Raw genomic sequence first — 13916 nt, 5'->3', positions numbered from 1 at the left:
AGCAGGAGGTTAAAATTTAATATTTTGCCGCCAATGCTGTAACAACTAAGAATGACAGGCGTTTAATACTCAGTTTTTTCTTAAATTTATTTCACAATGGATGCATTAACCCGTTTCTTCTGGTTCTGTTCTGGTGTACACCAGCCCACATTGGAAAAACACCCCACCGATCACAATAAGTATGTAGGCATTGGGGCGACCATATTTTTCACCGGTTTATTTGCAGCTTTATCCGGTGGATATGCCATGTATTTTGTCTTCAAAGGAGATACCGCAGCGGTTCTCTTCTCCATCTTTTTTGGCCTGTTGTGGGGACTGGCAATTTTCAATATGGATAGATACATTGTTTCCAGCATTGATAAAAATGCATCCACAGGGAAACAACTGTTACAGGCTACCCCAAGGATATTACTGGCCATCATGATCGGTATGGTCATTTCCCGTCCCCTGGAACTTAAGATCTTCGACAAGGAGATCAGGGAACGTCTCAAAGTAAGTTACCTGAACAACCAGCGTTCAAAAATAGATACCTTAAACAAAGCTTTTACCAATAAATATACCATTGAACTGAACAAGCTCAATGATGTCAAAGCACAACGGGATTCCTTAAGCAATGGGATCAAAGCAGATCGCCAGAAACTCAATTTCGAAGTATTCGGAACCAAGACGAACGAGACTTCCGGTGTAATGGGTTACGGTCCCTATGCCAAAAGAAAGGAAGAAGAACTGAAGCAAAGACAACAGAACCTGGACACGCTAAATTCAGATGTCAGGAAGCTGGAAAACTTCGTAGATGGAAGAAAGCAGTTTGACGGTCTGCTTTCAGAAAAACTATATACCAGCAAGGAATTGGATAGCCTGTCCAATATTGCAGGGTTTGCCGACCGGAACTGGGCATTGGGACAGCTTAGCTTTAACACCAATGGTACCCCTGATACGGCTACAGCTATGGCCGTGACTTTTATCGGACTCCTGTTTATATTTTTTGAATGCCTGCCTGTGTTTGTGAAAATGATGAGTGTGAGGGGACCATATGACATATCGGTAGGGAACCTGGAAAGCAGTCAAATCCATTCTTCAGGAAAAGATAAGGACTATGAGATTGAAGTTATAGATGGGGTGCATGATACGCGGGTTTCCTCTTCTATTGAACGGAAAAAGAAAAAATACAAAGGGACTCCGGATCAGCATATCTATGATACTGAAGATAAGGAAGAGGATTAAAATACAGGCGCCAATATTGGAAGTTGTAATACTCCGTTTCATTATTCCTGTTTTTACAGGAACCAGATGTTAAAAAAAAACGGATATTTGAAGAAGCAGGTAAACTGATGAAGTACTAGCGCTGCTATGATCAACACCATATCCAACCAAACACCATACGCTTAAGAAAAATGATGAAATACTTCCTATACCCTCTAATGATTGCCTGTGCCTCGGGCACAGCATCCGCTCAACAGATCGACAAGATCATCACTAAACCTTATGTAGACCGCTTAATAAAAACCCTGAGCAGTGATGAGATGCAGGGCAGGGCAACATTCAGTCCGGGAATAGATAAGGCCGCCAGCTTTATCGAAACGGAATTTAAAAGTATAGGTTTAAAACCCCTGAAAGGTGCAACCGGATACCGGCAGACCTTTTATAAATACCAGCTTAAACCTATAGCAACAGAAGTCTCCATGAATGGAAAGACAATAGATGCTGCCCAGGTTTTGGTATCCGGTAACCAGTCAGAAGTGCTGGAATTTGATCAGAACAATGGCGATGGCTGGATAAAGTTAGATCCTTCAAAAACTTTCAGAGAGCAATACCGGGCCTTGGCAAAGGCGAAGAAACGCCAGCTGGTTTTGGTAGACGAGAAATTTGCGGGTGACTTCAGCCAGTATAAAACATACCTTTCCGGCGGATCAACCCTGGATGAAAAAGACCTTAAAAGTACGCAAACAGCTGCTTTGGTCATGGTGCTAACGACCGATACTGCTGTTAAAACCTTTCATGTTTCCTTAAAAAACAGCCTTAAGAAACTACCGCTGTTTAATGTGGCCGGTATGATCCCGGGCAAATCAAAGACTGCAGAACTTGTGGTATTCTCCGGACATTATGACCACCTGGGAATTATGCCTGCGGTAGGGCAGGACAGTATTGCCAATGGTGCCGATGATGATGCTTCCGGTACCACGGCTATGATCGCGCTGGCGAAATACTATAAAAAGCTAAACAACAATGAACGTACGCTTATTTTTGTAGCCTTTACGGCGGAAGAAATCGGCGGATTCGGGGCCAGGTATTTTTCTGAACAATTGAACCCTGATGATGTAGTGGCGATGTTCAATATAGAAATGATTGGTAAGGAAAGTAAGTTTGGTAAAAACGCAGCCTTTATTACAGGATATGAAAAATCTGACTTCGGACAGATTCTGCAGAAAAACCTGAAAGGAACAGCCTTCACCTTCCATCCGGATCCATACCTCCAGCAAAACCTGTTTTACAGGAGTGACAATGCAACACTGGCTGCACTCGGTGTACCCGCACATACCATCAGCACCGATAAAATTGATATCGATCCTTTATACCATACGGTAAAAGATGAATACAGTTCATTGGATACCGATAATATCCTCTCTACCATCAAGGCCCTTGCACTCAGTGCAACAACCATTGTGAAAGGAACGGATACCCCAACAAGGATCCCCAAGCTGACCAACTAAGTTTGACCAGGAATAGCTATGAATGAATCATTATAGCGGAAGTTCCATCACATAATCATTCATAAAGAAACCGTTGCCAATTTCTATGTCGACGGTTTCTTTTATGGTAAAGCCCGCCTTTTCATAAAAATCCTTCGCCTTGTTGTAACGGTTGACATTTAATTGCAGCGCCTTACCACCTTCTTCCCTGGCTTTATTCGCTACTTCATTAATTAAGAATTTTCCCAGCCCCTTGCCGTGGGCAGATGGAAGCACATATAATTTATGCAGCTTAACGATCCGGTTTTCATGGTCGGTGATGGAATAAGAAGCAAAAGCCATATCCCTTGTCCCATCCCCTGCAATCAGGAAAGTATGCCCATCGATAAATTGTGATAACAATGCCGCAGGTGTATAAAATTTTGAAAGCATGTAATCGACCTGCTCCTGCCCCAGCAAATGGGTATAGGTAGGTCCGTATGTAGTCGTTCCAATCTCACGTACAATCGAAAGATCTTCTTCTTTTCCAATTCTTAGGCTAATCATATGGTGTTGAAATCGCTGTTTTCTGATAAATGAATATAGTGGATGAATAAGCTATAGATTTTAACTATATCGCTTCCGACAGAAATAAATACTCCGCAGCAAAAGAAAACTCTACAAAGCCATCTTTCACCACTTCAAATTCACGCTCGTCCTTCTGCATCAGGTTGGTCGCCTCAAAATAGGAGACCACGTCAATGAAAACAGATGTTCCAGCAGGTTTCCATACACTGAATCCTGTTTTTACCGCATACGATTTGTACTCCGGTGTAAATAAAACGATATTGATCCTTGACATATAAAACTCCAGATCGCTTATCTTCTTCTCCGTGTCAATGATGTTCACCGCAGGATATTTCTCAGACACAAGATAGTTTAATACCGTATTGTAATCATCCCCCGGACCAATAATAGATTTGGTATTTTCCTGGAATACCATTCCATCTGCATTGTTCAGGACGATATCAACTTTTAAACCGAGACTGATAACTTTCTCATAAATATTTCCATTTACAACAAGTGTTGGGCTCCACTCCAGCAGCTGCCCCAAATACTCTTCATCAAAGGATCCCAGATCATGGATATATAACGCAGGCTCCTGTTTTTCTTTAACTATATGGTGAGATGACATCCTGCTAATATATTAATCATTCCCGGAATGCACACTAAATAAAATTTCAAATTACAACAGGCTGAGCTGAGCACTATCATAGAACCGCATGCTCAGCCTGTAACCTCCTTTGAACCCCTTATTTCTTTGCAGTACCTTCTGCTTTTTCTATTTCATTGTAGTACTTTTTCAGGATATAAAAGGCTTTTTTCTTATTGCCTTTGTCGTCATAAAGCCCCTTTCTGTTCCAGCCTTCCTGATACAGGGGATTATTGCGTCTGGGCGACCTGAAATCGGCAAGGATCCATGGAGATACGCCAACATATTTTGCAGGCATACGCTTGAACATCGCCACCTGCTCCCTAAAATACCACTCCTGATACTCTTCACTGAAACGCGTCAGTGAATCTGCATGAAATCCTCCCTTGGCATCACCTCCGGTTTCACTGACAAACAACGGTTTATCGTATGGGGTATCCCAGGTAGTAGTCCGGCATTTATCTGGTGAACCTCCATACCATCCCAGATATTCATTAAAAGCGACCAGATCCACAAACTCACCCAGTGGATCATCAATGGTGTGTTTGTCTTCACCGGAACCATAGCTGACCTCCAGTGCTGCTGAAACCATACGTGTACCGTCAAGTTCCCTCGCTTTTGTCAGTAAGCTATGCATGAAGTCTGTCCTTACCGGAGTAACCGGCGTTTCATTGCCAACCGACCAGATGATAATACTGGCCCTGTTGTGGTCGCGTACGATCATTTCTTCCAGTTGTGCCTTCGCTTTTCCAAGTACTTCCTTACTGCTGAAATCTATGGTCCAGTACACCGGGATCTCTGACCAGACCAGCATACCGGTAGAATCTGCCAGCCGGGTGATTTTTTCATCATGCGGATAATGCGCCAGCCTGACCATGTTGCAACCCAATTCTTTAGCCTGCGACAGCAGCTGTACGGCATCTTCCTGACTATGGGCACGCCTTACTTCCTGCGGAATTTCGCCATGGATACTGATTCCACGCATGAATAATGGCTGACCGTTCAGCAGGACCTGAGTACCCTTTGCTTCAATAGTCCTGAACCCTATTTTATCTGTTGTACGGTCATTTTTCGTAGAAAGGATAACCTTGTAAAGTTTAGGACTTGCGGGCGACCACAATTGTACTTTAGGAAGTTTAAAATGGAGGGCGGTAATTTGTTCCGCTGCAGGGAACACTTTTTTAAATTTCAGTTCCGGTATCTCCACTGTCACAGCTTCTCCTGCAGCCGGCGCTGTATTTAGCTTTAGCCATCCTTCCACCTCCGGCGATTTTCCGGGAGCAGTTCCGGAACTCGGTTTTTTAAGCTGCAAGACAAAGTCCTGGATAAAATGATCAGGGACAGTCAGTATTTTCACCTCCCTTGTAATGCCTCCATAATTCCACCAGTCGGTATTTAGGGTAGGTACTTCATCTGCCAGGCGTTTATTATCTACCTTGACTACTAAATAATTGTCTTTCTCCTTCAGCAGGCCGGCAGGGATTTCAAAGTTAAAAGGAGTGAAGCCCCCTTTGTGCATCCCCAGCTTTTTGCCGTTCAGATAAACATCTGCGCGGTAGTTGACGGCACCGAAATATAAATAAAAGCGCTTATCGCCAGATTCCTTCCTGAAGTCGAATGATTTCTTATACCACACCGTTCCTTCATAATAGGTGAATTCAGGCTGCTGATGATTCCAGTCGCCCGGCACCTCAATACTGTATTTATCTACATAACCATGCTCCTTCTTTTCCGTCCTGTTTGCCTGTATATCAGTATTCCAGTAGGCATCCGGGTGGTCCTCCCTTAATTCTTTATACCGGTAATCATAAAATCCGGTTTCATAAGGATCAATGATGTACTGCCATTTCCCATTCAGACTAAAGGCATTCCTTGCTCCTGTATTGCTGATCAGGTTGGTCTGTGCAAAACTTACCATGCTCCAGCAGGACCATAACACGAGTAGATAATTCTTCTTCATGATTTTTATATTTAAAACTTATACTCCAATACCTGTACAGGTGTGGGCTTGATTTCTGCCTTACCTTCCAGGTCTACCTGTACCACCTTTTGTACATATACACTCAATACTCCCTTATGCTTCCACAACTCTGTGTCGTAATTGGGCTCCCAGGCACCAACCCCTTCTTCACTGAGGTCTTTAAGTACCCAGTTATTCTTTTTCAGGTTCCTGTTTACTGCTACAGTTATTTTCTCATTGCGCTCCTGATCCCGGAACAACAGGGCGATGGCGGTTCCTTCTTTAGGTTGCTGCCATGCGATAATCTGTGGCCGGCTGACCGGGATGCTTTTGGTACCTACACCACTTAAGCTGAAGGCAGTTTTGCGGAAGCCGAGGTTCAATACCTGCCAGTCTTTACCCGTTTTATAAATGACATGGTATTGCGGCACAGGCTCTCCTGCCTCACGCCAGTAACTGGCGATAAAGGGGTTTCCACTGGCATCCGCATACATGGAGGTCTGGTTGATCAGCTCACTTTGCTGGGGAATTTTAACCGCGCACTCCGCCGTCGCAAGGGTAATGGGAAGGACATAGGACTCTCCGGTAGATTTCTGCCAGGTTTGTCCACCATCGGCAGAACGGGCATAAGACATATCATGATTGCTGGAAACATCAGCAGATTCCCGCCATACCCAGCTGATATGGATGACTCCCTTTTGGTCAATAGCCATCTGCGGATAGGCATTTCTCTTGCCTTCCCCGTCAATAAAACCGTCCTGTACATTGGTCCATGTTTTTGTCTTCACGCTATACCTGTTCAACATCAGGTTACCATTACCTGAAGAACCGTCACGGTACAGGAAAAGCAGATCGCCATTGGCAAGGGTATAAAATTCAGGATAAGTAACATTCTTCTCTTTCTGTCCGGTCATCCGGAGCTGATCACTCAGTTTCAGACTACCGGGTGCCACAGATTTGGCATACTTTAAGGCGGTGCCATGATGGTCCCATGAAATGTGCAGAAAGCCATCACCATCTACGATAAGACTAATGGAACGATGTGCATCTTCAGCAGCTCCGGTATACTGTGTTTTTTGGGTTACCCAATCCGGATGTCCGTTCTTCCTTTTTCCAAGAACCACATTTTTATCCTGGTCATAATAGGCAATATATTGATAGCCCTTAAAGCTCGCCACTGCATTCTTCCGGAAAACAACGGCATTGACGGAATTCCCTGCCCAGCCATTGCCGACAGTGCTCAACTGCTGCGCTGAAGCAGGCCCCAGGAACAGGATCAATAGGAAGTAGGAACTTAAAATAAATTTCATGCTGTAAATTTTTCTGCAATGCATATTAACCATTTATTTCTTAAAACTATAGTGGCACCGCGTATTCATATTGTTACAAGGCTCCTTAATAACCAGGGTTTTGCGTAAGTACCGCATCTTTATTCAGCTGGATTTCATTCAGGGGAATTGGCAGCAGGTTGTGGGTTACCGTTAAACCTGTGGTGGGATGGGTAACATCATTTCCGTTAAGCCGTAAAGAGCGTTCTACCAAAGTTCCTGTACGCATCAGCGTCATCCTTCTGTTTTCCTCCCCGATCAGTTCCCTGGCCCGCTCATCGAGAATCAGGTTCAGGGTAATGTCTGCAGCCAGCAGCTTCCCGCTTGCAGGATAATCGGCAAAGGCACGCTGGCGCAAGACGTTCAGGTTGTCCGCCGCCAGCTGCATTTTCCCTTGTTTAAACTGTGCTTCAGCCAGCAGCAGGTAAGTTTCCCCTAAACGCATCAGCATAAAATCTTTGATCATCGAATACCCAAAGGTATCATTGGGATCGAACTGATACCATTTGGTGATATGGGGACATATTTTAAACAGGGTATCCGGACCGGCATAAGGTACTATTTTACCAAAAAGAGCAGGCTGTGCGGGGTCATTGTAATAATAACGTCTTTTCAGGTTATACTGGGAATTACGGATATCATTGTTTTGGTAAAGTCCGTAGATCACCCAGTTACTTAAACGCAAACGGCCCAGTGCACGGCCGCCGAGTGAGTCTGCCAGTGCCATTCCGCTAAGGTTATGGTATGCCGCTCCCCAGACCCTTCTCTGCTGTGGATTTCCGGTGATCCCACCAATAACTGTACTTGGATTTTCCTGCTCCAGTACCCATATCGCTTCGGTATTGCCCTGTGATCTCCTGATATTGCCCGCCTGGAACATATCCGAATAGTAATCGCCCGGCAAGCTGCTTTTCAGCCCATAGCGCTTCTGGATCAAACTAAATTGTCCGCTGCTAATAATCGTCTGTGCCTGTATCTCGGCAAGGTCCGGTTTTCCCATCCGCAGGTAGGCTTCTGCCAGTAACTGCATCGCCATAAATTTATTTGCACGCCCAAAAAGCTTATTGCCTTTAGAATTGGTTTTCATATCGTTGATCGCTGGCAGGTTTGCCGCAGCAAAGGTAAGGTCTGCTACGACCAGTGCATTTACCTCATCAAGCGGCGCCCTTACAAAGTCTGTCTTCGGTCCGGTAAGCGGCACAGTAATGATAGGTACACCTCCATATAAGGTGGCCAGGTTGTTATAGGCATAGGCCCGGAAGAACCGCGCTTCTGCCGACATACTGCTCTTTCCTTTTGCCCCGATAGTTGTCAGGGAGGGGTTATCAAGACCTGAGATGATGATATTGGACAGGTTGATCAATACATAATCCCTGTTCCACATCCTTTCAGCAGCAATATCTGTCGGGGTGAGCAGGTTATAATTGTAATACGGAATTTCTACGGCCTGCTGATTGGCAGTGGCATTGGCTACATCTGTACCCACCTGCCATACACTCACCCAACCCTGCTGGTCTGCCCAGGAGAAGATGGTACTGACATGATTATAGAGGCCAACCAGGGAAGCTTCGTATCCCAGGGAATCGTTTAGTGTTTCGGGGGTATAGGCCGAAGGCGGATTTTCATCCAGGTAACTTTTTTTGCAGGATGCAGTGAACAGCACTGCTGCTAAAATAAAATATATGCTGATGTATTTTTTCATGATTTTCATGTTGAATGAGGTGATTAACGAAGTGATATATTGGCACCGAAGACAAAAGTGCGCGTAACCGGATAATTGTTATTCCAGTCCAGTCCCCTGCTGCTGTCCACAATTCCCCGTCCCGTTTGAACACTTTCCGGATCCCAGCCTATCCAGTTGGTAAAGGTGTGCAGGTTTCTGCCACTCGCATAAATAGTGAGACTCCCCAGATGAAGTTTATCCAGGATCTTCTGGCTGAATACATAACTCAAAGTGACATCCTTAATCCTCGTGAAACTCGCATCGGATGCATATCCGTACCCCCTGGTATTGTTATAGGATAAAGCCGGACGGGTATTGCTTTGATTTGCAGCGGTCCAGTAACCGACCTCAGCAGGGGTATTTCTCTTACCGGTTTCATCGCCATAGTTCAGGTCGGTATTGTTTTTTGTGATCCCCTGTGCGGTCTGGATGAAGACATTCAGGTTCCAGTTTTTGTAATGGAAGGTATTGGTGATTCCACCTGTCCACTTTGGAGCAGTCTGCCCGATCACTTCCCTGTCATCCGCGGTGATCTTCCCGTCACCATTCAGATCAGCAAACTTCAGGTCGCCAGGTTTGGCTCCCGGATCTTGCATGGAAGGGTCTTCCCCGGTTTGCCAGATGCCCTCCATCCGGTAATCGTATACAACGTTTATAGGCTGACCAATAAACCATCTGTTCCCAAGGTCACTTTTCTTATCTCCATAAAGATCAATCAGCTTGTTTTTATTGGTGCTGAAGTTGAGACTGGTTTCCCATTTGAAATCTCCCTGTTCAAAGTTCTTGGTGTTGATGGTGATCTCCAGCCCCTTGTTGTCCACCTCTCCCAGGTTATCAAATACATTCGGATAACCGGTAATGATCGGCAGGCTCCTCAACAGCAGAATATTTGTGGTCCTGGTTTTATAGGCATCAATTGTTCCTGAGATCCTGCTTTTAAGAATGGAGAAATCAAGCCCGATATTGGTTGCCTTCGTATTTTCCCACAATAAATCGATGTTACCGAGATTACTTGCAGTCACACCAATGGTACTCAGTCCGTCGAAAGGCTGACGTATTGTCCCATCGGTAGTTATTGTTTTGTAAACTGAAATGGCCTCGTTACCCGACTTCCCCTGAGAGAGCCTCAATTTCAGGTTATTCACAAAGGTTACTTCTTTCATGAAGGCCTCATTACTGATGTTCCAGCCAATAGCTGCAGATGGAAAAACCCCGTATTTGCTGGTATTGGAACCAAATACTGATGAGCCGTCCCTTCTGGCGGTAAGGGTAAATAAATACCTGCTGTCATAGGAGTAATTGATCCTGCCCATTTGAGAGACCAGTCCATAGCGGTCCGCATAGGAATGACTGGTTTGCGTTACACCGGCACCCAGATTATTAAAGGAAAGTTCATCATTGACGAATCCTACCGCACCCCCTCTGTTTTCGACATATTTACGCTCCTGGTTACTGTACAGTCCGGTAAAATCCAGGTGATGCTTATGGAAATCTTTGGTATAGGTAATCAGGTTCTCCAGGGTATAGCTATTGGTCTCTGTATTCTCTGTACTTGCCGTACCCAGCGGATCGTTTGCCAAACGGCCAACATAACTTCCTTTTCGTGTAGGCAGATAGGTATAACCCGCATTCAGGCGATACTTCAATCCCTGTAACACTCCCCCAAACTTTACCTCGGCAAAAGCATTTCCATTGATGTTGGTACTGCGGCTGATACGGTCTGTAACCAGTCCCAGCATAGGGTTAACATACAATTGCTCGGGAGCCATCGGGTAGATTTTATAGGTACCATTGGGATTGTATTCCACCCCGTAAGGACTCATGGCCGTTGCATTTAACAGGTTTGTCCTGCCACCGTCATAGTTGTTGTTTGTCAAAAAGAGGGAAGTCCCTACCGTCAGGTAGTCGGTTACGTTGACATCCAGATTTGACCTGATGGTTACCCTCTTGTAGTTAAAGCCTTTAATCACTCCTTTCTGATCGAGATAATCGCCCGACAGGAAATACTTCGCATCTTCTGTCCCTCCGGAAATACTGATATTATGGTCCTGCATGGTTCCGGTTTGGGTTACTTCGTCAATCCAGTCGGTCGTTTTCCCGGCATTGTAGTTTTCCAGCTCCCCATTATTGGGAACAGGACTGGTCTGTTGCTGATTGGTTTGCGACAGGTAATCTGCATATTTCTGCAAATATTCCTGTGCATTGCGTGGTTTCAGGATATGTCCCATTTCTTCCACGCCGGCATAGGCATTATAGCGGATCACAGGTTTTCCTGTAGTTCCGCGTTTGGTGGTCACAAGGATGACGCCATTGGCCCCATTTGTGCCATAGATCGCTACTGCAGATGCATCTTTCAGGATCTCCACAGAAGCAATATCATTGGGGTTAATATCATTCAATGATCCTCCGGTTTTGCTGAGCGGAATTCCATCCACCACAACATAAGGCCCTGAATTTGCATTGATCGAGTTCTGCCCCCTCACCAGTGCAGAAGGCTGACTGCCCGGAATGGAGGAAGTCTGGGAGATATTGACCCCCGCAGCGGCACCCTGGATGGCCTGAAGCACGTTTGTTACCGGTAATTGTGACAAACGGCTCTTAGGGATAGAGGTTACGGAGCCGGTAATATCTGATTTCTTTTGTGTGCCGTACCCAACAACAACAACTTCGCTGAGGTTCTTATCGGCATCACCCTCAGCAAGCACCACATTCACTGTCATACTGCTGCGGTCGACCCTGACTGTTTGAGCTGCAAAGCCGATATAGCTGATGGTCAGTACTGCAGGTGCATTTAACTGGAGGCTGAAGGCTCCGTTATTGTCCGTCACGGTCCCCTGCTTGCTCCCTGAAACCTTGATGGTTGCGCCGGGGACGGTTGCCCCTGTATTGTCCGTTACTTTTCCCTTTATGGTAAAAGCCTGGTTTTGCTGTGCCCGGGCGGGATTAATGAACCCACCTGTCAGAATCTGCATGAAAAAAATCATACAGATTACATGAGTAAATCTTACATTCATACGTATTTAACTATTTGGTTTATAATTGGCTGTTCTTCAAAGGAATTGTTGATAACAAGGCAATGATGAACATCACGAAATACGTCTATTTGATGAAAATATACAGGGGGTAAATCCGGAATTTGAAGGGGGTGATTGCGCTGATGGAGAACGCCTTTCAGATTTATTTTGCGATTGTGAATTTTGACCCTATCGGCTGATCAAAATTCGGGAAGGGCTTTTCAGTCTTTCCCAAATGGGGAACGATAGGCACTTGGAAGGGGCAGAATATCGCATAAAAAAGGGAGATCTGTAAACAGTATCTCCCGCTGATCAATAGCTTTATTGATGTAAATATTTTCAATTATCCCTTTAAAAGTTCAGGCATTTCATGGTATGTTTTCCATAACAATTCACCAAAAAGTGTATTTGACCAGGCAAACCATGCCCTGCTGAAATTGGCAGGATCATCTTTATGGAAAGATTCGTGCATAAATCCTGTGCCTGCATGTGTTTTTTGCAGGGTCTGGATACACCATTTGATTTCTTCCTTATTGTCTGATGTCAGCGCCCTGATGGTCAGGCTCATCGGCCAGATCATATCCTGTCCAACGTGCGGCCCGCCAATTCCTTCTGCGGCAGTCCCTTTAAAATAATATGGATTGTCGGTAGAAAGCACAAACTTCCGGGTATTCTGATAAATCTCATCTTTGGGGTCTATGGCACCCAGATAAGGTAGCCCCAGCAGACTAGGGACATTGGCATCATCCATCAGATAGGAACTTCCAAAACCATCTACTTCAAAAGCATAGATTTTACCGTATTTGGGATGGTTCACCACGGCATGCTGTTGGAGTGCAGTATCCACCTCATTGGCCAGTGCAGTTAATTCAGCTGCCAGCTGTTCATCATTGAACAGTGCCTTCACCATCTCTGCCGCCTGCTTAAGGGAAACAACGGCAAAAAAGTTGGAAGGAATCAGGAACTGGAAAATGGTGGCATCATCACTGGGACGAAAGGCTGAGCAGATCAGTCCTACAGGGTTTACAGGGAATCCATAACCCACCATTGGTAATGAGTCTGTTGGTTTAGGTGTTTCCCGCTGAAAATGGTAAGGGCCATTGCCATTTTTACGCTGCTGTTCTTTGAATACTTCTAAAATACGCGTAATAGAGGACTTCCATGTGGCATCAAATGGCTGTTTATCGCCAGTTTTTTTCCAGTAGTGGTAGGCGAGACGGATAGGATAGCACAGCGAATCTATCTCCCATTTCCTTTCATGCAGTCCCGGTTTCATATCGGTAAGGTCAGTTTTCCACTCACCCACTTTTGCAGGATCCTGATAAAAAGCATTGGCATACGGATCGATAAGGATACATTTCACCTGATGGGAAATTACACCTGCGATCAGTTTTTTCAATGCAGGGTCTTCATTGACAAACTGCAGATACGGCCACACCTGGGCAGAACTGTCACGCAACCACATGGCATCAATATCTCCGGTAATGACATAGGTATCCGGTTTCCCATTTTCTTCGGTGTAATATATAGTGGTATCCAGCGTATTAGGGAAACAGTTTTCAAAAAGCCAGCTCAGCTCAGGATTTTTAACTTTTGACTGAAACGTTTTAATGGCAGCCTCGACAGATTTACTTTTAAAATGGCGTTTGGCAGCAGCAACCCTGACTATTGGGAATTCAGCAGGAGCAGCAGCAAAAGAAACTTTTGAAGCCAGTAATCCTGCTCCCAGGAGACCTGTTTGTTGTAGAAAAATTCTTCTTTTCATAGAAAATACAATTACACTATAAATACTCCCACTCAGGGGAAGGTTCGGTTTTATGATTTGCTAAATATAATCATCTGTATGTTTTATGCCAGAAATCTATCAAGGAAAAATCAGAAGAACAGACGATCCACACCCCGTTTGACTTATTCACAAATTGTGGATAAGTCAAACGGGGTGTGGATAAAGCCCTCATTCAACAAGTTTGTTTTTTGCAGATCAGATAGTAGAACAGAGTCTTCCACTA

General features: G+C 44.9%; 9 protein-coding genes. 2 read left to right on the top strand and 7 right to left on the bottom strand.

Annotated elements, in window-relative coordinates:
- Window positions 1–96 precede the first annotated feature (96 nt).
- Window positions 97–1224, top strand: a complete 1128-nt coding sequence (locus ACSBL2_RS00585) for a DUF4407 domain-containing protein (RefSeq protein ID WP_442589733.1) — start codon at window positions 97–99, stop codon at window positions 1222–1224.
- A 170-nt stretch (window positions 1225–1394) separates the two neighbouring features.
- Entirely contained in the window at window positions 1395–2711 is a 1317-nt protein-coding gene (locus ACSBL2_RS00580; protein ID WP_442589732.1) for a M20/M25/M40 family metallo-hydrolase, read from the top strand.
- A gap of 30 nt (window positions 2712–2741) precedes the next feature.
- Here the strand turns inward: ACSBL2_RS00580 and ACSBL2_RS00575 are convergent, their stop codons facing one another.
- From ACSBL2_RS00575 to ACSBL2_RS00545, 7 genes are all read right to left on the bottom strand, one after another.
- Window positions 2742–3236, bottom strand: coding sequence for a GNAT family N-acetyltransferase (locus ACSBL2_RS00575; protein ID WP_442589731.1), 495 nt, complete (start codon window positions 3234–3236; stop codon window positions 2742–2744).
- A 64-nt stretch (window positions 3237–3300) separates the two neighbouring features.
- A complete protein-coding gene (locus tag ACSBL2_RS00570; protein WP_442589730.1) occupies window positions 3301–3864 on the bottom strand; it encodes a thiamine pyrophosphokinase in 564 nt (187 codons plus the stop codon).
- A 118-nt stretch (window positions 3865–3982) separates the two neighbouring features.
- Window positions 3983–5842, bottom strand: coding sequence for a glycoside hydrolase family 2 protein (locus ACSBL2_RS00565; RefSeq protein WP_442589729.1), 1860 nt, complete (start codon window positions 5840–5842; stop codon window positions 3983–3985).
- Between the two features lie 11 nt (window positions 5843–5853).
- The gene (locus tag ACSBL2_RS00560; RefSeq protein WP_442589728.1) at window positions 5854–7152 is read right to left on the bottom strand and encodes a BNR repeat-containing protein; all 1299 of its coding nucleotides are present in this window, start codon (window positions 7150–7152) and stop codon (window positions 5854–5856) included.
- A gap of 85 nt (window positions 7153–7237) precedes the next feature.
- Entirely contained in the window at window positions 7238–8872 is a 1635-nt protein-coding gene (locus ACSBL2_RS00555) for a RagB/SusD family nutrient uptake outer membrane protein (protein ID WP_442589727.1), read from the bottom strand.
- A 23-nt stretch (window positions 8873–8895) separates the two neighbouring features.
- Window positions 8896–11865 (bottom strand): SusC/RagA family TonB-linked outer membrane protein, encoded by a 2970-nt coding sequence (locus tag ACSBL2_RS00550; protein ID WP_442589726.1) that lies wholly within the window; start codon window positions 11863–11865, stop codon window positions 8896–8898.
- Window positions 11866–12250: 385 nt separating this feature from the next.
- The gene (locus tag ACSBL2_RS00545; RefSeq protein ID WP_442589725.1) at window positions 12251–13672 is read right to left on the bottom strand and encodes a glycoside hydrolase family 125 protein; all 1422 of its coding nucleotides are present in this window, start codon (window positions 13670–13672) and stop codon (window positions 12251–12253) included.
- Window positions 13673–13916: the final 244 nt, after the last annotated feature.

Source organism: Pedobacter sp. AW31-3R, from assembly GCF_052180285.1.
Classification (GTDB): domain Bacteria; phylum Bacteroidota; class Bacteroidia; order Sphingobacteriales; family Sphingobacteriaceae; genus Pedobacter.
This window is presented reverse-complemented; position numbering and strand designations above follow the sequence as displayed.